This window comes from Cellvibrio sp. GW822-FHT04B05 (assembly GCF_058800985.1).
The window spans coordinates 99,479-122,964 of the sequence record NZ_JBXAMU010000002.1 but is presented as its reverse complement, the minus strand read 5'-3'; the positions used below and the strand labels follow the sequence as shown (position 1 = coordinate 122,964).

The 23,486-nt window shown below is 47.2% G+C and carries 19 protein-coding genes and 2 tRNA genes; 12 read left to right on the top strand and 9 right to left on the bottom strand.

The features are described from left to right. Nucleotides 1-21: 21 nt before the first annotated feature. Nucleotides 22-753, bottom strand: a complete 732-nt coding sequence (locus AC1RJL_RS06120; RefSeq protein ID WP_492911971.1) for a hypothetical protein — start codon at nucleotides 751-753, stop codon at nucleotides 22-24. Between the two features lie 41 nt (nucleotides 754-794). Beyond that, nucleotides 795-2,198, bottom strand: a complete 1,404-nt coding sequence (locus tag AC1RJL_RS06115; RefSeq protein ID WP_492911969.1) for a two-component system sensor histidine kinase NtrB — start codon at nucleotides 2,196-2,198, stop codon at nucleotides 795-797. Between the two features lie 228 nt (nucleotides 2,199-2,426). Between AC1RJL_RS06115 and AC1RJL_RS06110 the strand changes: the two genes are divergently transcribed. The 5 genes from AC1RJL_RS06110 (at nucleotide 2,427) to AC1RJL_RS06090 (ending at nucleotide 6,822) form a co-directional block, all read left to right on the top strand. Continuing rightward, nucleotides 2,427-2,502, top strand: a tRNA-Val gene (locus tag AC1RJL_RS06110). 60 nt (nucleotides 2,503-2,562) lie between these two features. Continuing rightward, nucleotides 2,563-2,639: transfer RNA gene (locus AC1RJL_RS06105), tRNA-Asp, on the top strand. Nucleotides 2,640-3,239: 600 nt separating this feature from the next. Next, nucleotides 3,240-4,610 carry a hypothetical protein gene (locus AC1RJL_RS06100; RefSeq protein WP_492911967.1) on the top strand — a complete coding sequence of 457 codons (1,371 nt, stop codon included), beginning with the start codon at nucleotides 3,240-3,242 and terminating at the stop codon, nucleotides 4,608-4,610. A gap of 54 nt (nucleotides 4,611-4,664) precedes the next feature. Beyond that, on the top strand, nucleotides 4,665-5,606 hold the full coding sequence (locus AC1RJL_RS06095; RefSeq protein WP_492913436.1) for a 1-aminocyclopropane-1-carboxylate deaminase/D-cysteine desulfhydrase: 942 nt from the start codon (nucleotides 4,665-4,667) through the stop codon (nucleotides 5,604-5,606). A 61-nt stretch (nucleotides 5,607-5,667) separates the two neighbouring features. Beyond that, nucleotides 5,668-6,822 (top strand): cyclic nucleotide-binding domain-containing protein, encoded by a 1,155-nt coding sequence (locus AC1RJL_RS06090; RefSeq protein WP_492911965.1) that lies wholly within the window; start codon nucleotides 5,668-5,670, stop codon nucleotides 6,820-6,822. Here the strand turns inward: AC1RJL_RS06090 and AC1RJL_RS06085 are convergent. Beyond that, the gene (locus tag AC1RJL_RS06085) at nucleotides 6,773-7,774 is read right to left on the bottom strand and encodes a DUF1853 family protein (RefSeq protein ID WP_492911963.1); all 1,002 of its coding nucleotides are present in this window, start codon (nucleotides 7,772-7,774) and stop codon (nucleotides 6,773-6,775) included. The genes AC1RJL_RS06090 and AC1RJL_RS06085 overlap by 50 nt on opposite strands. Nucleotides 7,775-7,885: 111 nt before the next feature. Between AC1RJL_RS06085 and AC1RJL_RS06080 the strand changes: the two genes are divergently transcribed. The 7 genes from AC1RJL_RS06080 (at nucleotide 7,886) to AC1RJL_RS06050 (ending at nucleotide 15,955) form a co-directional block, all read left to right on the top strand. Continuing rightward, a complete protein-coding gene (locus tag AC1RJL_RS06080) occupies nucleotides 7,886-8,785 on the top strand; it encodes an NAD(+) kinase (RefSeq protein WP_492911961.1) in 900 nt (299 codons plus the stop codon). A gap of 1 nt (nucleotide 8,786) precedes the next feature. Further along, nucleotides 8,787-9,794, top strand: a complete 1,008-nt coding sequence (locus tag AC1RJL_RS06075) for a metallophosphoesterase (RefSeq protein WP_492911959.1) — start codon at nucleotides 8,787-8,789, stop codon at nucleotides 9,792-9,794. A gap of 30 nt (nucleotides 9,795-9,824) precedes the next feature. Further along, nucleotides 9,825-10,664 (top strand): rhomboid family intramembrane serine protease, encoded by an 840-nt coding sequence (locus AC1RJL_RS06070; RefSeq protein ID WP_492911957.1) that lies wholly within the window; start codon nucleotides 9,825-9,827, stop codon nucleotides 10,662-10,664. A 33-nt stretch (nucleotides 10,665-10,697) separates the two neighbouring features. Beyond that, nucleotides 10,698-10,964 carry a YeaC family protein gene (locus AC1RJL_RS06065; RefSeq protein ID WP_492911955.1) on the top strand — a complete coding sequence of 89 codons (267 nt, stop codon included), beginning with the start codon at nucleotides 10,698-10,700 and terminating at the stop codon, nucleotides 10,962-10,964. 17 nt (nucleotides 10,965-10,981) lie between these two features. Then, on the top strand, nucleotides 10,982-13,678 hold the full coding sequence (pepN, locus tag AC1RJL_RS06060) for an aminopeptidase N (protein WP_492911953.1): 2,697 nt from the start codon (nucleotides 10,982-10,984) through the stop codon (nucleotides 13,676-13,678). 335 nt (nucleotides 13,679-14,013) lie between these two features. Further along, nucleotides 14,014-15,147 carry a methyl-accepting chemotaxis protein gene (locus AC1RJL_RS06055; protein ID WP_492911951.1) on the top strand — a complete coding sequence of 378 codons (1,134 nt, stop codon included), beginning with the start codon at nucleotides 14,014-14,016 and terminating at the stop codon, nucleotides 15,145-15,147. A 4-nt stretch (nucleotides 15,148-15,151) separates the two neighbouring features. Next, nucleotides 15,152-15,955 carry a nitrate- and nitrite sensing domain-containing protein gene (locus tag AC1RJL_RS06050; protein ID WP_492911949.1) on the top strand — a complete coding sequence of 268 codons (804 nt, stop codon included), beginning with the start codon at nucleotides 15,152-15,154 and terminating at the stop codon, nucleotides 15,953-15,955. 15 nt (nucleotides 15,956-15,970) lie between these two features. On the opposite strand, the gene AC1RJL_RS06045 is transcribed toward AC1RJL_RS06050, so the two are convergent. The 6 genes from AC1RJL_RS06045 to AC1RJL_RS06020 all read right to left on the bottom strand — a co-directional run bounded on the left by AC1RJL_RS06045 (nucleotide 15,971) and on the right by AC1RJL_RS06020 (nucleotide 23,284). After that, nucleotides 15,971-17,719: a BatD family protein gene (locus tag AC1RJL_RS06045; protein ID WP_492911947.1), complete on the bottom strand. Its 1,749-nt coding sequence runs from the start codon at nucleotides 17,717-17,719 to the stop codon at nucleotides 15,971-15,973. Between the two features lie 83 nt (nucleotides 17,720-17,802). Beyond that, the gene (locus AC1RJL_RS06040; protein WP_492911945.1) at nucleotides 17,803-19,734 is read right to left on the bottom strand and encodes a vWA domain-containing protein; all 1,932 of its coding nucleotides are present in this window, start codon (nucleotides 19,732-19,734) and stop codon (nucleotides 17,803-17,805) included. Then, nucleotides 19,734-20,753, bottom strand: a complete 1,020-nt coding sequence (locus AC1RJL_RS06035; RefSeq protein ID WP_492911943.1) for a VWA domain-containing protein — start codon at nucleotides 20,751-20,753, stop codon at nucleotides 19,734-19,736. The genes AC1RJL_RS06040 and AC1RJL_RS06035 overlap by 1 nt, the downstream gene beginning before the upstream one ends. Beyond that, nucleotides 20,746-21,288, bottom strand: coding sequence for a DUF4381 domain-containing protein (locus AC1RJL_RS06030; RefSeq protein ID WP_492911941.1), 543 nt, complete (start codon nucleotides 21,286-21,288; stop codon nucleotides 20,746-20,748). Before AC1RJL_RS06030 ends, AC1RJL_RS06035 begins: the two co-directional genes overlap by 8 nt. A 50-nt stretch (nucleotides 21,289-21,338) precedes the next feature. Further along, nucleotides 21,339-22,310 (bottom strand): DUF58 domain-containing protein, encoded by a 972-nt coding sequence (locus AC1RJL_RS06025; protein ID WP_492911939.1) that lies wholly within the window; start codon nucleotides 22,308-22,310, stop codon nucleotides 21,339-21,341. Nucleotides 22,311-22,324: 14 nt separating this feature from the next. After that, nucleotides 22,325-23,284, bottom strand: a complete 960-nt coding sequence (locus tag AC1RJL_RS06020) for an AAA family ATPase (protein ID WP_492911937.1) — start codon at nucleotides 23,282-23,284, stop codon at nucleotides 22,325-22,327. Nucleotides 23,285-23,486 lie beyond the last annotated feature (202 nt).

The window sequence follows — 23,486 nt, the reverse complement described above, 5'->3', positions numbered from 1 at the left end:
AGCGAGGCTCGTAATTACCCATTATAACTTTTTCGAAGTGCATTTGCCCCATTCGCAGGTGAGGACTTCAGTTACTTTTTCAGCGCAGAAGTTTGCGTAGGCCTCATTTGGCCATTGATTGGTGATGCTTAGAGTATAAGCAGCGGGACAGCTGTTTTCATGGGCTTTGGCAATGGTGTAATAGGTCGCACCCGGTGTTGTGCCGATAAGTCCGGCCGCAAGCTGGGGAACATCAACGACGTTGATATCCAGGGGTAGGTGTTTAAGCAACTCGCTCGTATAAGGGGCAATGGTGGGTATGTTTGCCAGTGGTAAATTGCTGCCGCTGATTTGCGCAATTCTAAACTTGCAGGTTTTTTGTTTATTCACCGGGCTGCGCTGGGTCAATGCGAGTTCGTTAATTGCGCGCGTGCGTGCTTCCCGGGCAAGACGAATTGCCGCAGGCGCTAATGTTTTGCCATCATAATTAAAGGTATTATTGGCGTGTCGCTGGCTGTAATAGCTATCGGCGGCAGCGATTAGTTTTGAGTTTTCATTGAGCCAATCTTGTTGTATATCGATCACATCAAGCTCAATGTCTCCGCCTAATTCCGAGCAGGTTGAAAATAATGTGGAGTGGTAAACCGCTTCACTTAACACCTGTGTCGCAGCAGTTTCCATATTGTTATCCTGCGGAGTAACAGGTTGGGTTCCACAACCACTGATAAACAGCGCACTGCATGCAGCAACGTGCAAATATTTTTGGTTGATCATTATTATTCCTCGGCAACGATGATTTTATTTATAGGTAATGATTACTGCAACGGCAACTGGATAATAAAATTACTGCCTTTGCCCGGCGCAGTTTTAACATCAATCGTTCCCTGGTGACGCTCGGTGATAATGAAATAAGAAACAGATAATCCCAAGCCGGTTCCCGAGCCTAATTCCTTGGTAGTAAAAAAAGGCTCAAAGATGTGTTGGCGGATAGTATCGGTCATCCCGGGGCCATTGTCCTGAACCTCGATCACAAGATGATGCTCTTGTGCATAGGTTTTAATCCAAATTGCAGGTTGTTCAATCCCGCTGTTTGCGAGCGCCTGTTTTGCATTGCGCAACAGGTTGAGTAGCACTTGTTGAAGTTCTGGTGCTGATGCATGCAGTGGCGGTAATGCATCTGCAAATTCAGTGATTATCTGTAGCGAGTGATCATTGTGCACCTTGGGATAGCTGCTGCGATTGAGCGCAATCGTTTGTTCAATCAAATGTTTGATATCGACCAAACTGGTTTTGCGTTGGGAGTTGTGTGAAAACTCCAGCATATTGCGCACGATGGTCGCTGAGCGCTCGCCCGCTTCACGAATAGAGTCGAGCATTTGGGGAATTTCACGGGCCTTCAAGTAATTATTAACTTGTTGGAAGTCGATGTCGAGTTCCTGCGCACGGGTCTGGTTAACCGGAAAATTGGTATCAGTGCGTCGGGTAATATTCTGCACATTTTGGAGGATCACGCTCAGGGGATTATTAATTTCATGGGCAATTCCTGCAGCGACCTCGCCTAATGAATACATCTTTTCATTTTGAATCATCAGGTTTTCGATAGTCACTTTTAACGTGACATCATCAACACGGATAACGGCTCCTTGTTGCGTGCTGGAAATTAACGGGTAAATGGTAATTTCAAAATAACGTTTTTGTTCTTCTTCACTGTGAGTATGTTGTATTGCATGCGGTTCACCATTGCGGATGGAATTTTTGATCGCGCTAAGCGTGACAGGGAAGAGCGGCAACAAATCAATAATTTTTCGGCCGAGCGCATCATTGGAAAAAATTTCAAAGGTGTTTTCAGCGGCGGCATTCCAATGGGTTACTTCGCCTGAGGCAGTGACTCCAATAATAATCGACGGCATTGAGTTGATCATGCTTTGTAAATAAAGCTTGGTCTCGCGTAGCTGCCGTCCGGTCTGCTCGTGTCGCGCGACTTCATCGATTAATAAGTTATTGGTCGTGTATAAACTTTCGGTGCGCTCGCGGATTTTTTCTTCCAATGCTTTTTGCGATTCCTTTAATGCTTTGCGCGCGCGCTTATTGCTCAGGCGACTGCGCTGCAGGCCGATGATTAACAGGGTCTGCAGTACCAGTAACAGTATGACGATCATGCCCATCCAGGGAGCTGGGTCGCTGTGCGGTAAACTGGTGATGATGGGTTGTGCAATCATAAGTTTGAATTGGTCTTGAATGGCTTACCGGTAATCTACTCTTTGCTCTTAAATATATCGACTCGAATTCAGCATAGGATATTCGATCAGGTTGTTTCCTGTTCGCCAATGCTGTCTTTTTATGCAGTGTTGCCGACCTTTTAGGCAATTTGGAAAAAGTTTAAATGTTTAGACAAAAAATGTTTGACAGCCATCCCAGATTAGATAGAATGCGCACCTCTCAACGAGGGGCGGTTAGCTCAGTTGGTAGAGCAATGCCCTTACAAGGCATGGGTCACAAGTTCGAGTCTTGTACCGCCCACCATATTTTGAGCTCTCATGAACAAGGGCAAACAAACAAAATGATGGTGTTGAGAAAGCATGCGGACCGGTAGTTCAGTCGGTTAGAATGCCGGCCTGTCACGCCGGAGGTCGCGGGTTCGAGTCCCGTCCGGTCCGCCACTATTTAAGAAGCCCGCACTTGTGCGGGTTTTTTTATTGCCTGCAATATTTTCCCTATGCCTACTGCCGCGGCTTACCTATATCTTCATCTTCGGGTATGAGCTAATAAAAAATAGTTATACATAATATTGTCATCTTCTGTTGGTAATTTGGGTTTCGAGGAGTAAAGTCCCTGAACGGTCAAATTATTTGGCTGTTTCTGATAGGGCTGTATGCCTCATCTTAAATTTCCATAAAGGAGTGACAAACTGATGCAAGACTATATTGAAGACCTGTTGGATGTTCTGTACGACGATGCCGACGATGAAGTTACTGAGGATTACTCAGATATTTGACCCGGGCTGCCGCAGCATTTTGCTGCAAGGCTCGTGGTAATCCACCTCTTCCCCCCTGTTTTCCTTCCTTTTTCATAACCCTTTTTGTACTTTCTCTTCTGTCTATAACTGGTTGTTTTTGACGACTGGATGAATACGGCTCGTTTTCGTCGAATAGGCCGCAAATCTGCGCAAAAGTCACTGTTCACGGTAGTTGTTCACGTTTTCACGGTAGTTGCTTTCTTATACTGCAAGTAATCTTCCGCTTGGTTTGAGACGACTGCCTATGCCAAATTCCCCCGCAGAGCAACTTGAGGCGGTCTTCTTGTTTCAGGAAGAACAGATTTCCCGCGAGTTACTCTACCCCGAATTTGAAGCCATCCTTGATGGTTTTATCCCTGTCCCCGATTTTGCCAATAGATCGGCTAAAGCCGCCTATGTGCAAGTAAACCATTCCCTATGTATCACCGGTATAGTCTTTTTTCTATTGGGATTCGATTCAAAAGGTATGGTTGACCGCCGTTGGAATGTGCCTCTTCGCCAATTGCTTGAATCTGCTGGTTCCGGGCCCGATATGGGCGCGGGAGCCATTCGTCTGGCCTGCTATTCCCAATGTCCTGTTGCATGGCACCAGAAAAATTTGTGGGACCCGCTAATGCAGCGTGGTAAGAATAGTTTTGTCGCCATGCGCAAGGCGGTTAAGGCTAATCGCTTGGGTTTGATTGTTAAGCTGCCAGTGCTACAAGAGCAGAAACCAACTGCTCCTGCTCAGGTCGCCAGGTCGGTGCAGGATGCAGAGCGCGAGCAGGCTGCAATAGAGCAAAAGCTCCATGAGCATTACACCCAGGAACTGCGCGACAAAATGGCGTTGCTGATAAAAGAGCAGCGCTTGCGCATTGCGACATTAATGAATCAACATCAGGCAAAGTTTCATGGTGTGCAACATGAGCATCAGCAGCGATTATTGACCTATCAACAAAAACACCAGCAATACGAGCAACAAAATAAAGAGTTGGCTGAGCGCAACCGCAATCTTAAAGATACGCTTGATGTACAAGCGACCAAAATTGAGGGGATGAGAGAGTATTTTGCGCATAAGCTCAAGGCTGCACAGCAAGATGAGTCTTCTCAGGTGCAAGTGCTACAGGAAAATTTTGCACTGGAATTGGATGCAAAAATCCGCGCGGCGACCGCTGAGTTACGCGAGATGCTGGATATGCGCGAAGTGGAATTGTTTTATCGCCATCAAAATGAAAGTGCGTTGAAAGAGGAAATTGTTAATCTCAAGCGCGAAAATCAGCAGCTCCTGAAAAATAGCGGCGATCAGTTGCTTGGGCGTTTAACCAAGGCTGGCGTTAACCTGGTGGTGTTTTTGCCGGGCCTGGGCGAGATCGCTATAGCGCTGGATGATATAGGTCGTTATCTCGAAGATCCCCAAGCTTACGCCGCGGATAAAGCGAGCGTAAGTGAAGCAATTTATATCGCTTGGCTAGAGCACCATAAAAGTCCTTGTTGCAACGCTGTCGACCCGCGCGGCCATATTTGTGGCAGAAGCATCGCCGCCATTGAAACTCCGTTAGAATTCCACCCGGGTGAAAGTGATCGCTGTTCACAGCATCAAGCGGTGGCTTACCAATTGGTGGCAGAGCGACGTTAAAGCCCGGCCTTGGAGAATGTTAAAGATAAATGTTGGTAAAGGCTGTCGGGTGTGGTGTTGATTGATTCTGCAGATAGTTTATTGGATGTTGCAAGCAGGGTTCCTTTGCAAAGGATAGAACTCAAGGCACTAGCCGGTGTAGGAATAGAATTGTTGGTACGCCGCGATGATTTGATTGATCAGCAATTATCGGGCAATAAGTTTTACAAATTGTTTTTTAATCTACGTGCCGCGCGCGAGCAGGGATTCTCCCGATTGTTGAGTTTTGGTGGCGCTTATTCCAATCATTTGCATGCGCTGGCGGCGGCCGGTAATCGCTACGGATTTAATACGCTGGGCGTAGTGCGGGGCGAACGACCAGTACAACTGAGTCCAACACTGAGTGATGCAGAAGCTTGGGGAATGCAGCTTGTATTTGTGAGTCGTGCGGATTATCGCGCTAAAACCAGCATGGAATTGATTGCTGATTTGCAGGCGCGTTACGGTGATTTTTATCTGATTCCTGAAGGTGGCGCAAATGTGGCCGGCGCACAGGGGATGCAAGTGGCAGGACAGGCGCTAGAGCGGCAGTTGAAAGGTGACTATACTGCGGTGTGTATGGCCTGTGGTACCGGAACCAGTCTGGCGGGATTGGCGGCTGGAATTGATAGCACTAAACCGGCGATGGGGTTTTCGGTGTTGAAAGGTGAGGGTAATTTGGGTGTTACGATTGCCGCTACCTATCGCGGGCTTCGCACTTCTGAATTTGCTGAAAACTGGCGTTTGCTATCGGGATTTGATGCCGGCGGTTACGGTAAAAAGCATCCTGATTATTTGTCGCGCTTTTGGAAAGATTTTGAGGCCGAATCAGGTATAGCACTTGATCCGGTTTACACCGTAAAACTGTTTTGGGGAATTGTTTCCCTTGCCCGGCAAGGTTATTGGTCGCGCGGCGCGCGGATTATTGCAATTCACTCCGGCGGGCTACAAGGGCGACGTGGTTTTAGTTGCTCATAAATAATTACCGCAACGTAAGTGGGTGTCTTAAGTTGTCGCTTTCACTTTGAAGGATGTTGTTATGCAAGCTCAAAAAACTGCTACATCGCCAACTACTGCACAAGTGTCGCCAGTTGAATTCGACTTGAATTTAACGCGCACCCTTGTGCCGTTAAAAGACATGAGTGAAAGTCATTTGCTGGCCTTGTTGGATGATGCAGTGGTGGAAGCGGTTTGTGCAGGACAGACTCTTTTTACTGCTGGCAGTTACGACGCACAACATGTTTATCTTCTTCATGGTGATGTATCCCTCGTAGTTGAGGACGGTAGCCACACTCGCATCAAGGGCCGCTCCTCATTATTTCCCATTGCACATCAACAGCCACGCCAGTACACGGCTATCGCTGAAACGGATTGCAGTGTATTGCGAATTGACAGCGAGCGGCTGGATAAAATGTTGACCTGGAGTCAGGTGGCTGATTATCTCCAATTGATTATTTCGCGTGAGCGTGACCTTGATGAAGATGTTGATTGGATGATGGTTGTGTTGAAATCCAATTTATTTTTTAAGGTCCCGCCATTAAACGTTGAGCAGATTTTTTCGCGTCTCACTCCACAAGTTGTTTACGCTGGCGATGTGATTATTCGCCAGGGGGAAATGGGCGATCAGTGTTATTTCATCAAAGAGGGCGAGGCTGATGTCACTCGTCACAATGACAACAAGCGGCAGCACCTCGCGACTATCGGCGTCGGTCGCTGTTTTGGTGAAGATGCATTGGTGAATGAAACCGTGCGTAATGCAACGGTCATGATGCGCACTGATGGTGTGCTGATGCGTTTGGAAAAGCAGGATTTTTATCGTCTGCTTAAAGAGCCCACTGTGGCAACTCTTGCACTGGGTGAGTTAGAAGATAATATTGCCAAGGGTGTTGTTGCCGTTGATGTGCGCAGTGAAGAAGAATATAGCGAGGTGCACCTGCCGAAGGCAGTCAATATTCCTTTGAATATTCTCTCAATCAAATCGCGCTTGCTTGCCAAAGATAAACTCTATATTTTTTATTGCGATACAGGACGTCGTAGCCGGGCTGCCGCGCATTTATTGGCGCAACATGGTTATCGCACACTTGCGTTAGAAAATTGCCCACAATTATTTACCCAAGCCGGGGCGCAGCAGTTTTTAAAAGACACTAATAATTATGTATTGCGTGATGGTTTAGCGGTGCTGGGGCAAGGCTAGTTTTTGGCCAATCATCAGGCACCACAAAATCGCGCGATGATTCTCGCCAGATAATAGTGTTGTCCGCTAATTTTTGTTCCGTCATGGCCGCTAATAATAGCGGCCTTTTCATTTCACCAATTTGCTTTTGCAATTGTCTCGCTAAATCTGTTCCTTTAATTAATTCGTTAGTATCAATGCTGTGTGCCGGTGATAACCAACGCTGCCGTTCCAGAATAATCCAGTGAATCTCCATGTGCTCATTGAGATAGGGCAAAAAATCCTGCAGGTGCCACCAATATCCATTGCCATGATTTTCCTGGCTATATTCCGGATGAAAATTATTTGCTGCGGGTGAAAATAAATAGCCCTGTAGGCACAAGCCGGTTTTCCAATTGAATGCGTCGGGATACAAACTATCTAACTGCACTATTGCTCCCGATGTCTGATGTAAAGGCAATTGGTGTTGGGCCAAATGCGCAAGTTTTAAATCCAAACGATCATGACTGCTCGGGCCAATCCAATTATTCCAATTGAGTGCCTCTTGCGCATTATTTGTGTTGCACAAATAAAATTTCACCGCAGTTTCTATATGCCAATAGTCGTTGTTGTTACGGCATAAAAAATCAAACGCACCAAGTGTGATGCCATTACGGTCTACTTGCAGATTGTGGTGTAGCAGTTCCCACTCCGGTTGTTGCGAAAAATAAAAGTGCCAGAGTGTTTCGTAGTAGATGCCAAGCCGGGTACTTTTTACTTGTGCAATTTGGGCGAGTAATCCATCGGGTTTTTGGTCAAGTGTGCTGAGCCACGCCCAATGTTGATCGTTGCCGATAGGAAATATGACGGCCTCTGTACCTGGCAATTCGCGCATTATAGGAGAGCTGAAGCAGCACCAGGCCAAGTCGCGCACAGCTTGATGTTGCAGTGCGTGTACCCGTGATTGGAAGGAGGTATATATCGAATTTGGCATAAATTTAAGCCTTGGCTGATCTGGAGGCTATAATAGCTCAAAGAGCCTGACTATTATTTATCCATGCCTCACTATATTCATTTTCCATAACCGCTCACTCAGTGAAATTTTATGACTCATTTTTCAACCATTGGCCTGATTGGTCATCTCAATAACGAGCGTGCGGTCTATTCCATCAAGCGATTAATTCGTTTTTTGCAGGCGCGCCACAAAGCCTTTGTGCTGGAAGCTGAGACAGCTGCATTAATTACCGATGCCTCAATGGTGGCGGCTGCACAGCAAATCATGGATATGGAAGCACTCGGGCAAGTGTGTGATCTGGTTATTGTAGTGGGCGGCGATGGCAGTCTGCTGCGCGGTGCGCGCGCATTGGCCAAATACGATGTGCCACTATTGGGTGTTAACCGTGGTCGCCTCGGCTTCTTGACTGACATCACTCCCGAAAATATTGAAAACAAGGTTGATGAGGTTTTGTCGGGTAAATTTAAGTCCGAACAGCGTTTTTTGCTGGATATGGAGGTTAAGCGTCAGGGGCAGGTTATAGCTACAGCTGATGCCCTAAATGACGTGGTATTGCACCCGGGCCAATTTATTCACATGCTGCAATTTGAAATTTCGGTCGATGGCGTATTTGTAACCAGCCAACGTTCCGATGGTGTGATTGTCTCCACGCCGACGGGTTCAACAGCCTATTCGCTCAGTGGTGGCGGCCCGATTCTGCATCCCACGCTGGATGCCATTGTACTGGTACCCATGAACCCCCATACCTTGAGCAGCCGTCCGATTGTCGTGGCGGGCGATAGTGCCATCAGTATTGTAGTGGGTGAGCATAACCGCGCCGAACCTATGGTCACTTGTGATGGTCATTCCCATGTGGATGTACAAACCGGCGATGAGATTTGTATCCGTAAAAAGCCCCATCGATTGAAACTGCTGCATCCGCTGGATTACAACTTTTATGAACGTTGCCGCTCTAAATTGGGGTGGGGTGGCCATTTGCTGAAGGAGTAATATGATCGAGTCCTCGTCAGGCGTAGCCCGATTCAAGCCTCAGATTGGTGAGGCGAGCGGTTATGATTTGATCGGTGATGTACACGGTTGCGCCCAAACACTGGAGCGGTTGCTACAATTGCTCGGCTATCAAAAAAGTGGCGGCGTATATCGTCATCGTGATCGACAAGCCATTTTTCTCGGCGATGTTGTTGACCGCGGTCCGCGTATCCGCGAAGCCTTACATTTGGTGCGCGATATGGTGGAAAAGGGCAGTGCGCAGTTGGTCATGGGTAATCATGAGTTCAATGCAATTACCTATTCGACACCCACGGCGACAATTGGCGAGTATTTGCGGCCACACACACCCGCTAACGTCCGGCAAGCGACAGAAACATTGGAACAATTTGCCAATTATTCTCAGGAATGGCAGTCGTTTTTACGCTGGTTTGTGGAGTTGCCGCTGTTCCTGGAGATCCAACATCCTCATACCCAACAAATATTCCGCGCGGTACACGCCTGTTGGGACCAGCAATTGATCGATCTGCACCGTGCAACCTACGGCGATGGACACATTGATTGGCAATTTATCAATCGCTCCGTTCAAAAAGGTAGCCTGGAGGCCAGAACCAAGCAGCGGTTGACAGGCGGTGTTGATATACCGCTACCGGAAGGCGAGACGATGACCTCCTCCGATGGTTACATCCGCCATGCCTTCCGCACGAAATTCTGGGGACACACCGCGCGCACTTATGGGCAGTTATTGTTCCAGCCAGATCCCATTCCAGAGCACATAGCTCGCGCCGAAATCTCGGATGAGCATCGCGCGCAAATGGTTTATTACGATAAATCCTTGCCCCCGCTGTTTATTGGCCATTATTGGCTCAAAGGCCAACCGCGCCCGCTCGCGCCCAATCTTGCTTGCCTGGATTACAGCGCAGTTAAATACGGGCGATTGGTGGCGTACCGCATGGACGGTGAGGCACAATTGCGGCCAGATAAATTTGTGTGGGTCTATGTCGATCCTTAACGATTACTTTTTTCTACTGGATACTCATCATTGAACTGGATTACCGTAAAAAATTTTCCACTTGACCAGGATTTAAGCGCGCTTGCCAATTATTTGCACCACCGCGGGCTACAACATCGAATCACCGAGGAAAATGGCCAGCAATGCCTGGCTGTGCTCGATGCCGCCGTAATTCCCGCTTTGCAAGATTTCCTTAATCAATATGCGCAAGGTCAAATTGAATTGCAGCCTGCAACAATTAATGCGCAGGCTCTGCAGGCAGGGCCTGGATTATTTGAGCAGGCGACAATGGCTCCGGTCGTTATTAGCCTGATTATTTTGAGTGGCTTGGGAGCATTGGTGGCAGGCACGCCACTGGAAAGTTATTTTTCCTTTGCCAGTTTCAACACTGCCGGCGTTGATCCATTAACGGGTTTGTTTGCCAGCGGTGAAATATGGCGGCTACTCACGCCGGCATTTTTGCATTTTGGTATTTTCCATGTGTTGTTCAATAGTTTGTGGATGTGGGATTTAGGCCGACGCCTTGAGTTTCTCATGGGGCATTGGCACTTCCTCCTGTTTTTTGCCGTTACGGCGATAGCCGCAAATATTGTCCAGTACTGGTGGAGCGGCAGCGTGAATTTTGGTGGTATGTCCGGTGTTGTTTATGCCGTGGTGGGTTTTATTGCGGTGCGTCAACGTTTGGTGCCACATCCACTGGTTGCAGTACCATCGGCATTGATTGGTTTTATGCTGGTTTGGTTAGTGTTATGTATGACTGGTGTAGTGGATTATTTTATTTCCGGTTCTGTTGCGAATGCGGCACATGTAGGCGGTTTAATTGCCGGCGTAATTTATGCGCTGCTTACCAAAAACTTATATCAGCGCTAATAGTTTGCGCTCCAGCAGTTGAGTGAATGATTTATGGATCTGCAACAATTACTTTCCAGTCTTACGCCGGAAATTTACCAAAATCTAAAGCGCGCCGTTGAGTTGGGCAAATGGCCTGATGGTAATCGATTGTCAGTTGAGCAGCGTCAATTGTGCATGCAGGCGGTGATTGCTTACGAGCATAAAAATCTTCCGCCCGAGCAACATACTGGCTATATCCCACCGGAGCCGCACGCCTATTGTGGTGATGACGATCATGACCATGAGCCGCACGATAAACCGATCAAGTGGGTTGAATAAACTTTAAGGATTTCATTATGACTGCTGTTGAACAATCATTACCTGCCAAAAATCAACCCAAAACAATTTACCTGAAAGATTATCAAGTTCCCGATTATCTCATTAAAACGACAGATTTGCGTTTTGAAATTTACGATGGTGAAACTATCGTAAGTGCGATGTTGCATTTATACCGCAATCCGGCCGCACAAGTTCCCGCGACACAATTGACTCTGCATGGTGCTGATCTGGAATTAATTTCAATCGCGCTTGATGGAAAACAACTCACCGACAGTGATTATGAGTTTGGCGAAGAAAACCTGACTATTTTTGATACGCCTGCTGAATTCAAGCTGCTGAGTATCACAAAAATCAAACCTGAGTCGAACACATCATTAGAAGGCTTATATCGCTCGCGCACTATGTATTGCACCCAGTGCGAAGCCGAGGGTTTCCGCAAGATTACTTACTATCTTGATCGTCCGGATGTAATGAGCGAATTTACCACGACGGTGGTTGCCGATAAAAAATATCCGGTGCTCTTATCCAACGGCAACTTGATTGATCAGGGCAATGCAGAAAATAATCGTCACTATGCTACCTGGCACGATCCTTTTAAAAAACCGGCTTACCTTTTTGCATTAGTGGCTGGCGAACTTGCGCATATTGAAGACAGTTTTACCACTTGTTCCGGGCGCGAAGTTGCGCTGAAAATTTTTGTAGAGCCCAAAGATCTGGATAAGTGCAATCACGCTATGACGTCGCTTAAAAATTCCATGCGTTGGGATGAAGAAGTCTACGGCCGTGAATACGATCTCAATATTTTTATGATCGTTGCGGTCGATGATTTCAATATGGGTGCGATGGAAAATAAAGGTTTGAACATCTTTAATACATCTTGCGTGCTGGCAAAGCCGGAAACGACTACCGATGCTGGATTTCAAAGGGTAGAAGGCGTAGTTGCACACGAATATTTCCACAACTGGAGCGGCAACCGTGTCACCTGTCGCGACTGGTTCCAATTGAGTTTGAAAGAAGGTTTTACGGTTTATCGCGATTCAGAATTCTCTGCCGATATGGGATCTCGCACTGTGAAGCGGGTTGAAGATGTGACTCTGCTGCGCACGCTACAGTTCGCAGAAGATGCCGGCCCGATGGCGCATCCGATCCGCCCTGAGTCCTACATCGAAATTTCCAACTTCTACACCATGACTGTATATGAAAAAGGTGCGGAAATAATCCGTATGTTGGCGACCTTACTTGGCAAAGACGATTTCCGTAAAGGCACTGACTTGTATTTCGATCGTCACGATGGGCAGGCAGTGACTACGGAGGATTTTGTTGCAGCGCTCGCCGATGCTTCCGGGCGCGACCTCACGCAATTTAAAAATTGGTATTCACAGGCAGGCACTCCACGTTTGCAAGTAACCGATTTTTACAATGAAGAGGCGCAAGAATATTCGCTTACCATTAAACAATCCTGCCCGCCAACGCCTGAATGTCAGGAGAAGTTGCCGTTTCATATTCCTATCGCACTGGGGCTTTTGGGAAGTGCAGGGGACTTACCGCTCTATCTGAAAGATGCAGAGCCGGATTTTGAAACCGGTGATAATACCCATACTGTATTGGAGCTAACTGGTGCAGAGCAAACGTTTGTATTCCAACGTGTGCAAGAAAAGCCGGTGCCGAGTTTGCTACGCGGTTTTTCTGCTCCGGTGAAATTGCATTTTGATTACAATCGTGATGATTTGATTGTGTTGATGAGCCGCGATAGCGATGGTTTTAATCGTTGGGAGGCAAGTCAACAATTAGGTTTGCAAGCTATCCATCATGCGATGGCCGCGTATCAACGTGGAGAAAATCTGGTAAGTTTGCAACTCGACGCCGACCTGGTGGCTGCATATCGCAGCGTGCTGCAAGACGATAGCCTTGATAAAGCCATGGTGGCTTATATGCTCAGTCTGCCATCAGAAGCCTATTTGAGCGAGTTGGCTGAGTTGGTTGATGTTGAGGCAATCCACTATAGCCGCATGGCTGTACGCAAAGTGATTGCACGGGAACTGCGTGATGATTTTGTGCGGATTTACAATGCGTATGATCACCGGCAATCCTATACCGCAACAGCGGATGCAATTGCTGGGCGTAGTTTAAAAAATGTTGCGCTAGGGTATTTAATGTTGTTGGGCGAAGACGATTTAATTCGTGCTTGCGAACAACAATACCGCGAGGCAAACAACATGACTGATGTGATGGCAGCGCTAACGCAATTGGTAAACACCGATGCTCCGTTAGCACAGCAGTTGGCTGAAACAGCGTTAGCCGACTTTTACCAGCGTTGGCAGCATGAATCGTTAGTGGTGAACCAATGGCTCAGCGTGCAGGCAACCTGTGTATTACCTGAGACATTGAAAAAAGTAAAAGCATTACAAGCGCATATGGCCTACGATGGAAAAAATCCCAATAAAATTCGCGCGCTTGTAGCGGCCTTTGGCAACAGCAATGCGATTAATTTTCACGCTGATGCAGGTGCTGGTTACCGATTCCTGGCCGATCAAATTATTTTACTTAACACTCAAAACCCGCAAATTGCATCGCGGTTGTTGACACCGTTAACCAAGTGGAAAAAGTACAATGTAGAACGCCAAGCGTTGATGAAAGCCGAGCTGGAAAGAATTATAGCTGAGCCAAATCTTTCCAAAGATGTATTTGAAGTTGTCAGTAAAAGTTTGATCTAGGAGAAATAGTCGTTCATAAAGGGCGGGTGAAGCTTGATTCATCCGCCTTTTTTATTGCGTAAAAGTTTATTACCCACCAAAAAATTCCTCCTGTATTCCTTATCGTTCAACACTTCGGTAAATCCTGTTCACTCTGTTTCTGCTCGCTAAATGATCGAGTAGCTGCGGCTGGCATGAATGTTGATTGATATACCTAAAATATTGCTGATAAGTAAAAGTACGCGATAAGTTGCGCCCCTTTTTGTTGCATTGATGGCAATAATAATTATGACCGCACTGATTATGTGCGCATTTTTGCTCGGTTATTTTTGCAGGGTGGGGTTGGAGGTTGTGAGATGGTGCGTTTTTTGGGGCAAGCGGTAGGCGCCGTAAAGTCGTGGGTTCTGCTAGTCGCTATTTTCTGTAATTTATTGTTGGTAGCGAGTGCTATTTTATATGGCAGTAATAGTTACTGGTTGCTGATGCCTCTGGCATTAGTGGTGATTCTAATACTCGGTATTATTGGTGGCGTAACCAGAGATGTTCGTGGAATCAAACGGTATTTGCTGGCGGTAAATAAAAATGAAGTGATCGATTGGAATCACTCGGTTGTCGGGCCTCTTAATGGTTTGCACGATGTATTTATCGAGGTATTTAAATCGCGGCAGAGGCGCAATGCAGAATATAGAGATGCTGTGAAAGAAATGGGGCATTCGTCATTTGAGTTGGCAGCAAATGCGAAAGAAGTTTCAAAAAGTGCTTCCTATCAATCAAGTGCCACCACATCGAGTGTGGCGGCAATTACGGAAATCAGCCATAGCATTGATGATATCAGTAGTCGAATTGCATCGGCTCGCGATGCAGCCACTAAAGCGTGTGACTATAGTAAAAATGGAGGAAATGCGTTAGCGGAAGCTAGCCGGGAAGCAAGTGCAGTGGCGAATCTCGCGCGTGAAACTGAGGCGCGCGTCAGCCAGTTGGGAACGCTCATGCAAAATGTTACCGCTATGTCACAGATTATTAGTGATATTGCCGGGCAGACCAACTTGCTTGCATTAAATGCAGCGATAGAGGCTGCGCGGGCAGGAGAACATGGGCGGGGTTTTGCGGTGGTGGCGGATGAAGTGCGTGCATTGGCTGTGCGCAGTAAAGGGTCTGCCAGTGAGATATCAACCAATATTGCGCGCGTGCAGGAGAGTATGCAGCAAGTATTGGTAAGCATGACTAACGTTGTAGAAAAAACAGATAAGTCATTACAAGGTGTATTCAGTGCTGATGAATCTTTAAAAGCAATTTTAACAACAACTGAGGATGTTTTTGAATTGATCGATGAGATCGCCGTCGCTGCAGGGCAGCAAAGTGTTGCAGCGCGCGAAATTTCAAAACACATAGAAACGGTAGCGGATTTGGCGAATCAAAATAGTTTTCGCGCCGGTCAAGCTGCCGAAATTGCCGACCACTTGCATAAATTGACTCATCAATCGGAGTAGCGCTATGGAAACTCCTGTTTCGCTAATGATAATTTTATTGGTTTTTCCTGTGGGTTTTTTACTGTTTTTGATGGCTTCTTTGAGCCAAAAAAAACGTTACGCCACTTTACAGTTCACCCAGGGAATTGAATATATAAAGTTGTTACGTGGCTTGTTAACCCTTGTGCAGCAACATCGTGGACTGACAACCGGTTTTATTAACGGTAATCGCGCAGTTAAAGCTGATATTGAAACGTTGGCAATAAAAATCAAATGCACTATGGACGATGTTGAAGCCGCAGGCAGCTGGATGAGAGATAACATTAAATGGTCAAGTTTAGCCGACCATTGGACTCGCTTGGGGATGATTTATTTACAGGGTGATGCGGATAAAAACTTTAAGCAGCATAATATTTTAATTGCCAATCTTTTGTATCTGATTGATGACGTGGCGGATGTACATCACCTTTCAAAAATAACCGGCGAGGCTATGGATACTGATTGGCGCTACCTGTTGTCAATTGCAGAGTACATCGGGCAGGCAAGGGCGCTGGGTACCGGCGTGGCAACAAAAGGTGAGTGCTCCAGCGTATTGCGTATTCAGCTCAATCACTTGCGCAATAAAATTGCATCCAGCGTAGATTCGTCCTGGCCTGATAAATCCCGCACAGAAATCCAACAGTTGCTGCGCTGTATTGAAACGCAGCTTGTTATAGATCGGCCAAGTATTCAGGCGGGAGATTATTTTACCTTGGCAACCCGTTGTATTGAGCATGTATTGGATCAATTTGATCGACAAATTGATCGCTTGCAGTACTACCGCAATTGATCATTAAAACAATGATCAATTGGTTTTATAGAGTGGTTCCAGGCTGTCACCGCTGTTAGCAGATTTACGTTTGCTCATGCGTAAGTTGGCAAGAAGCTGCAACAGGATATCCGTATCAGGTGCTGATGCATGGGTGCTGAAAATCGCTTCATCCAATCTGCGTAATTCGTCGCTCAAGGCCGGTTGCCGGGCATGGTCTGCAACTGCTTGCAGGCTGCTTATGGTGGAGTCTTTCCAGTAAGCTTGTGCCCATACAATTAATGCCTTGCGCAATCCGGCCAGTTCTTGCTCTGATAGCGCGCGCTTGAAGTTATTCCAGGCCTCATTTTCATTTTGGTTGAGTTCATTTTTTTCGTTGCGCTTGGCGTTATCAATTTCTGATAGTGCTCGTTTGGTTTGCAAGAAACGCACAGCAAAGAAAACGGCAATAATTAAGCTAAGAATGTTGGTGATGTACAACCAAACCGGAATTTTTTCCTGAATAACAGTTTGTGGTGTTTGGGTAGGAAGTAGATCGTTGGTGTTTGCAGTAACATCGGCTGCTGTTTCTGTATTGCCCACCGACGCTGCGGGAACTTGGGTCATATCGCCAAGGCCAACGGTTAAGTGAGCCGGGGGCAGGGTGGCGGTACGTAAACTATTGGATTTTGTATCCCACCAACTCACTTTAACTTCTGGCAAAGTAAAGTGCCCTGCTTTGGTCGGTACTATAGCGACTGTCTCAACACGTGTGCCCACAACGCCATTTGCTGATTTTTGATCGTCGTTTTGCGCTTGGTCATTGTAAAAAGTCAGGCCATCGATTGCGGCAAATTGTAACGGGTTGATTTGCCCTGCAGTGAGGCCATCAGCTTTAATTGTGATGCTGCGTGTGATTGGCTCACCAATTTTTAGTGAGTCGATACTTGTGCTCCAGTGTTCACTCAGACTGACATTGTTAGCGGGCAGCCAATCACCAGAGGCGACACTCACTGGTGCTGGTAAAATATTCAAGCGTTGTTCGTCGGTGCGCAAACGTAAAATATTATTTTGATTGTTGCCATAAAACCTGTCCCATAAATCGCGTTGACCTGCTGCGAGCGAGACTTGATACAACATACTTGGAATAACCAATTCACCACTTTGTTGTGGGAAGAGTGCGTAACGTGTTTCTACTACCGCACCAGGGCGTCCGTTAATTTTTGTTTGGTATTGTTTTTCATCCAGCTGTACCACTAATGCATCTTTTACTTGCAGTGGTTGCAGGTCTATTCCGTTCAAACCGATAGTTGTGTACAGGCGCAGGGTTACAATAATTTGCTCCTGCACATAGCTGGTATCCTTACTGGTTTCAATTTCCACTGTGACATTATTATCTGTATTTTTGGGTGATTTGCTTTTGCCTTCGATGGTCATTTCAATGGCGTCACTAATAGCACCGTCAATCGTAAAAGAAGGGATCAATGATTTACCGATACGTTTCGGGGCTAATGCAATTTTCCATTCAGTGGAGGCCTCCATGCTGCCATTGATAATGCGCATTTGCGTACCGCTTTGTGTATTTAAAATATCAAAATCTTTGCGCAGCAGTTCGTAATCAGGGCTGGCATTAACTTGTTTGTCATAGCGGAGTGTGAGGGTAAAGGTTTCCTCCAGGCCAAGAGTGTCCCGATCAACACTGGCGGTGAGATTGCCTGCATATACGTGTAATCCTGTGACCATTAACAAAAATCCGACCGCGCGGCCGAGTTGTTTTTGTAAATTTAATGAAGCCTGTTTCATCATACTCTTCCATTGCAATATTGAGCGAATTGCTGATCTATTTAATTTCGGATCTGGTTGCGGACCTATCGAATTCAATGTTTTTGCTACCAGCGATTTTCGGCTCCATTCTTTGGAGGTTCCCAATCACCATTCATGATGTCCTGGTTGCGTTTGTAATGCTCGTAATTGAATTTATTGCGCAGCAAGCCGCCCGGATCATCAGGAATGCGGCGCAGCCACTGTTCCATTGCCTGACGCTCTTCGTCAGTCAGGTCGTCATCTTTTGGCTCACCTGCCTGCATTTGCTGCATGCTTTCTTCAGCAGCCTCTTGTTCTTCTTGCTCTCGTTGGGCAGCTTCAGCGGCTTTTTGCTCCTCGGATTTTTCCTGCTGCTTATCTTGATCCTCCGGGGATTGCTGCTGATCTTGTGAATCGTTTTGTTCGTTATCTGATTGCTGTTGATCCTGGTTCTGCTGGTTATTTTGATCCTGCTGTTGCTGCTGGTCGCTTTTGTCTTGTTGTTGATCTTTATTCTGATCATTTTGTTGATCGTTATTTCCTTGATCTTGCTTTTGGTCGCCGTCCTTTTCTTCGTCTTGCTTATCCTGGTCCTGCTTGTCTTGATCCTGATTCTGGTTTTGTTGTTCTTTTTGCTCTTTGATCAAATCCTCAACGAGCTTGCGGTTTTTCTTTGCATCTTCGAGATCAGGATTGAGTTTGAGTGCCTCGTCATAGGCCTTGATCGCATCGGGCAATTTGCTTCCTTTGGCAAGTGCATTGCCGCGATTGTAATGAGCATCGGCAGTATTGGAGTGGGCAAAGTTTTTCGCGGCTTCTGCATAATCGCCGGCGCGGTATTGCGCGCTGGCTTTCCATTCCGGAGCATTGAATTGCTGCGCGGCTTCGGCGGCTTGATTCTCTTGTAGTTTTTCGTAGGCTTGCTGGTTTTTGTTTTTCCATAAATCATCCCAGCCAAATGCATAGCTTTTGCCGGGCGTTAATCCGATTAACGGGATTATGAATAAGCAGAGTAAAACCCCGCGGCGGAAACAGTAGAGAGCAATAGGTAGTATTAGTAGCACCAGCCAATGGCCACGGTCATACCAGCTGTCAAAATCACGATCTACCCGTTGGGTTTCTTCTTTTTGTGGTGCAGGTAAATCGATTAGGTAATCAATATCGCTTGCTGTATTTGCCATGGTGCGATAACGACCGCGAGTTTGGCTGGCGAGATTTTGCAGATCGCCTGCATCCAGTTGTGTGGTAACGATATTACGATTGCTGTCGCGTACAAATCCACCTTTACCTCCAGGAATTGGAGTGGGCGTTGAGCTACCTACGCCGAGAATGGATAAGCGATATTGACTTTCGCGATTCATAATCTCGACAACATTACTGCGTGCATCAGCATCTACACCATCGGTAATTAATAACAAATCACCTTGGGTGATATTGGCATCTTTTAATAGCTTTATCGCGCGGCTCACCGCTTCTTCAGTATTGCTCCCTTGCGCGGGCATAATGTTTGGGTGCAATGCGGGAATAATATTGTTAATGGTCTCGGTATCATCTGTTAGTGGCGTAACAACATGCACATCACCTGCATATACCAGCAATGCAGTTTGGCCATCTTTACGCGTACGCAGCAAGTCGGCAATTTTTAACCGTGCGCGCACCAAGCGTGAGGGTTTGATATCCTCACTCATCATTGAGGGTGATAGATCGAGCATTAACACTAATGCTTGTTGATTTTTTTCTACCGCGACCGGGCGTTTTTCCCAGCTTGGACCTGCGAGTGCGAGGCAGCTAATAATCCACGCGATCAAGAGCGCAAATAATTGCCAGGGCTTGATGCGAGTGGTTTGGCCGTCGAGAAGATATTGCAATAATTCCGGCGCAACCATTTGTTGCCACTGGCGTGCGTTATGTTTTTGATACCACAGCAACAGCGCGATGATGACCACAGGGACAATTGCAATTAACCACCAGGGACGCAAAAAATGAAATTGGCTGATAAGTAAATCCATAGCAGACATTATTTAGCCTCCGCCCCGGTTGTTACTGTTTGGGTGGTTCGCCCTTGCCAAATGTGGATGCAAGCAAAGGTGAGGCTGAGAAAAAATGCTAACGCTAGTGGCCAGTAAAATAATGTTGCGACAGGACGAAACGTTTCGGCCTCAATTTCAATTGCTTCAAGTCGATCCAATTCGCGATGGATTTCATCGAGTTCTTCCAGATTGCGCGCACGGAAATATTTGCCGCCGGTTTTTTCGGCGATCGCAATCATAGTGGGTTCGTCGAGATCCGCCGAGGGGTTAACTGTACGTGATCCAAAAATGCCGGGTACTTCCATTGAATCAGCACCAAAAGCAATGGTGTAAATTTTTATACCGGCTTTTTGTGCAAGCTCGGTGGCTTTGTCGGGCGCTAGAACGCCCGCAGTATTAGCGCCATCGGTGAGCACAACCAATACTCTGCTAGCATTGGGGCGGTCACGCAGGCGTTTCACCGCGAGACCAATCGCATCGCCAATAGCTGTTTCACGTCCGGCAAAACCAATTTGTGCTTCTTGTAAAAGTTGATTTACGGTATTGCGGTCGTAGGTTAATGGCGCTTGCAAATAAGCTTGGGCACCGAACAGAATTAGACCCAGGCGATCAGTTGTGCGGCGCGTAACAAAATCACCAATTACTTTTTTCACCGCCATCAAGCGTGTGATACGGCGGCCATTGGCGACCATATCGGTCTGTTCCATACTGCCGGAAATATCGACGGCCATTAATAAATCGCGACCGCTGGAGGGCATGCTGGTGGGTTCACCTACCCATTGGGGATTGGTTGCAGCAAGTAAACAACCAAGCCAGATTACCCAGAGCGATAATAATTTTGCCGGGCGCTTACCAATGCCCAAACGATTTTGTTGTTCCAATTGGCTTGCGTGTTGATAAAAAGGCACGCGCAATGCGGCTTCGATCCGTTTTTTCGGTGCAATAAATCCCATCAGGAGCGGGAGTGGGGCGAGCAGAAGTAGCCAGGGCCATTGCATTTCAAACATGGTTGGCCTCCGTGACTGGGTTTACTTTTTTTGCCACGGGAATTTTTTGACGATGATTGCGGTGTAGGGTGATCCAGGCGGCACTGATCCGTTGCAGGCCAAGCGCATCGATTTGTGGATTTTTTTGGTAAATACTGTGCAGCAGGTTTTGCCCTAATTCGCCGGAGAATTTTTCATCGAGCGCGGGACAAACGGCATCTAACCAATTCAACCATTCAATACCTTTGATACTGGCGTTGAAGCTGCGTGGATAGGCAGTCAACGCGGTGCGGCGCAATAACACACTCAACGCTTGTAAATAGGTGGCTGCATCTTGCGATTCGTTATAGCGCGAGTAAATTGCATCAAGCTCTTGCAGCGCAATAATACGGTAGTGATTTTGCTGCTTGCGATGACGCCAGATGAAAAAACCAATGATGATCAGAACGAGTAGTGCGAGCAAGATCCACCAGCCGGGCGCAAGTGGCCACCAGCTTACGCCATCAGGTAAATGGATATCGGCTAATTGATCCAGTGGAGATGAGGTTGGTTGCATAGTCTGCTTTATATTCGTGAATAGTGTGCGTTTAATGTTAAAAGGGTTGGCTATTTTTTTCGACCAAAGGCTTTGCGCAAACCATCCTGGATATCATCTTGTGTGGCATAGCTGAGCAGTGGAATACGCAGGCGCTTACAAATGTTGGTGAGCAGATTCAATTGTTGGTCAAATTGGTTTTTGTACGCTTGTTGGAATGCTTTTTCATTCGCTGCTAATTGCAATCGCTCGCGACCATTACTAATTGTCAGCGGTGAGTTGCTAATGAGTTGACGTTCCAATTGATCGTAAACGTGAATCAAGGTCACATCGGTATGCCGCGCCAATTCAAATAATTGTTGTTCCGCGCTCGTGGTCATATCGTGGAAATCACTGATGATAAACAGCGCGCAACCCGGTTTCGCGATACGTCTGGCATCAGACAGCATGCCCTCTAATGAGTTGGCATTTTTTAGCTTGCCTGACGGAAGCGGAGCAGGTGCGGGCGTGATAGGTGATGTTAAGCGGTGATTGTAATCTTGCAATTGATGCAACAATTCCAGCACTGCATGTTTGCTGCGGCGTGGACGTACATCGCGTTGATTATAATCGCCAAACACCAGCGCGCCCAAACGATCGCCATTGGCTAGTGCGGCCCAACCGAGCAGCGCTGCTATATGTGCAGCAAGTACCGATTTAAAACAACGTGTGCTGCCAAAAAATAACGGTGAGCGCTGATCGACCAGCATAAATACCGGACGCTCGCGCTCTTCGCGAAAAATTTTGGTATGGGCAACCTGGGTGCGCGCGGTGACTCGCCAATCAATCGAGCGAATATCATCACCCGGTTGGTAAAGCCGGACTTCTTCAAAATCCATTCCGCGACCGCGAAAGCGTGTGCGTTCGCCACCAGACAATAGACTGCGCGCAGGTTGGTGCGCAAAAAGTTTTAAATCCTGCGCAGAAAATCGACAGCGCAATAACGCGGCAAGTTCGGTATAAGCGCCGCGTGGATTCAGGTCTTGCTGCAATAAATTGCTCATGGCAGTGCGTCCGCTTAGCTCAATGGCACAGCGGCCAGCAATTTATCAATCGCGTGATTGGGCGTAGTACCGGTGGCTTCCGCTTCAAAACTTAAAATCAAACGATGGCGCAATACGTCGTGGACTACTGCCTGAACATCGTCAGGGCTGACGAAATCGCGGCCATTTAACCAGGCGTGGGCGCGAGCACAGCGGTCCAGTGCAATAGTGGCACGCGGGCTTGCACCGTATTCAATCAGGTCCGCGAGTTCTGCGGAGTATTGGGTCGGGCGGCGAGTGGCGTTAATCAAATGAACAATGTAGTCCTCAACACTGTCTGCCATATGGATTGCGAGAATCTCTTTGCGTGCAGCGTCGATGGTGGCTTGGGTGATGATGTCTGGTTGGGCTGCGGTTACCGATGCGGCCTCATTGCGCGCAAGCTGCAAAATGCGGCGTTCTGCATCGATACTCGGATAATCCACGACGATATGAAGCAGGAATCGGTCGAGCTGTGCTTCCGGTAATGGATAGGTACCTTCCTGTTCGATGGGGTTTTGTGTTGCCATCACCATAAACAAAGCGGGCAGTGGGTAGGTTTTACTGCCGACACTCACCTGGCGCTCGGCCATGGCTTCAAGCAATGCCGATTGTACCTTGGCTGGAGCCCGGTTGATCTCGTCGGCAAGTACCAGGTTGTGGAAAATCGGGCCTGGCTGGAATTCAAAACGGTTTTGCTCGGGGCGATAAATATCGGTACCGGTTACGTCGGATGGCAAAAGATCCGGAGTGAACTGAATGCGGTGAAAGTTGCCTTCTATTGCTTGGGACAGCGTTTTGATCGCCTTGGTTTTGGCGAGGCCAGGCGCACCTTCCACCAGCAAGTGGCCATCGGCAAGCAAGGCAATCAATAGGCGTTGGGTCAAATGTTCCTGGCCGATAATTTGGTCATTAAGCCAGGTGTTAAGTGATTGGATCTGTTGATAAGCCTGCATGGACGTTGAATACCTTTTCGCTGATGTGGGTAGCAATTGTGGGTTGATTCAAGGCCGGTGAGCCAGTGCGGCATCATCCAGCGCGACAAAAGTGCTCGATAGACTGCGCAAGGTGGTGACGGTTCCCTGCGATTTCAACTATTTAGCTGAATTTTTCGACTAACCTTAATGAATATCGGGTCCACCTATGACAGGAGTTCAG

What these genes read in the sequence shown, in the direction of transcription:
- AC1RJL_RS06120 (WP_492911971.1), bottom strand. Translation starts at nt 753, where the DNA reads ATGATCAACCAAAAATATTTGCACGTTGCTGCATGCAGTGCGCTGTTT.
- AC1RJL_RS06115 (WP_492911969.1), bottom strand. Translation starts at nt 2,198, where the DNA reads ATGATTGCACAACCCATCATCACCAGTTTACCGCACAGCGACCCAGCT.
- AC1RJL_RS06100 (WP_492911967.1), top strand. Translation starts at nt 3,240, where the DNA reads ATGCCAAATTCCCCCGCAGAGCAACTTGAGGCGGTCTTCTTGTTTCAG.
- AC1RJL_RS06090 (WP_492911965.1), top strand. Translation starts at nt 5,668, where the DNA reads ATGCAAGCTCAAAAAACTGCTACATCGCCAACTACTGCACAAGTGTCG.
- AC1RJL_RS06085 (WP_492911963.1), bottom strand. Translation starts at nt 7,774, where the DNA reads ATGCCAAATTCGATATATACCTCCTTCCAATCACGGGTACACGCACTG.
- AC1RJL_RS06080 (WP_492911961.1), top strand. Translation starts at nt 7,886, where the DNA reads ATGACTCATTTTTCAACCATTGGCCTGATTGGTCATCTCAATAACGAG.
- AC1RJL_RS06075 (WP_492911959.1), top strand. Translation starts at nt 8,787, where the DNA reads ATGATCGAGTCCTCGTCAGGCGTAGCCCGATTCAAGCCTCAGATTGGT.
- AC1RJL_RS06065 (WP_492911955.1), top strand. Translation starts at nt 10,698, where the DNA reads ATGGATCTGCAACAATTACTTTCCAGTCTTACGCCGGAAATTTACCAA.
- pepN (WP_492911953.1), top strand. Translation starts at nt 10,982, where the DNA reads ATGACTGCTGTTGAACAATCATTACCTGCCAAAAATCAACCCAAAACA.
- AC1RJL_RS06055 (WP_492911951.1), top strand. Translation starts at nt 14,014, where the DNA reads ATGGTGCGTTTTTTGGGGCAAGCGGTAGGCGCCGTAAAGTCGTGGGTT.
- AC1RJL_RS06050 (WP_492911949.1), top strand. Translation starts at nt 15,152, where the DNA reads ATGGAAACTCCTGTTTCGCTAATGATAATTTTATTGGTTTTTCCTGTG.
- AC1RJL_RS06045 (WP_492911947.1), bottom strand. Translation starts at nt 17,719, where the DNA reads ATGATGAAACAGGCTTCATTAAATTTACAAAAACAACTCGGCCGCGCG.
- AC1RJL_RS06040 (WP_492911945.1), bottom strand. Translation starts at nt 19,734, where the DNA reads ATGTCTGCTATGGATTTACTTATCAGCCAATTTCATTTTTTGCGTCCC.
- AC1RJL_RS06035 (WP_492911943.1), bottom strand. Translation starts at nt 20,753, where the DNA reads ATGTTTGAAATGCAATGGCCCTGGCTACTTCTGCTCGCCCCACTCCCG.
- AC1RJL_RS06030 (WP_492911941.1), bottom strand. Translation starts at nt 21,288, where the DNA reads ATGCAACCAACCTCATCTCCACTGGATCAATTAGCCGATATCCATTTA.
- AC1RJL_RS06025 (WP_492911939.1), bottom strand. Translation starts at nt 22,310, where the DNA reads ATGAGCAATTTATTGCAGCAAGACCTGAATCCACGCGGCGCTTATACC.
- AC1RJL_RS06020 (WP_492911937.1), bottom strand. Translation starts at nt 23,284, where the DNA reads ATGCAGGCTTATCAACAGATCCAATCACTTAACACCTGGCTTAATGAC.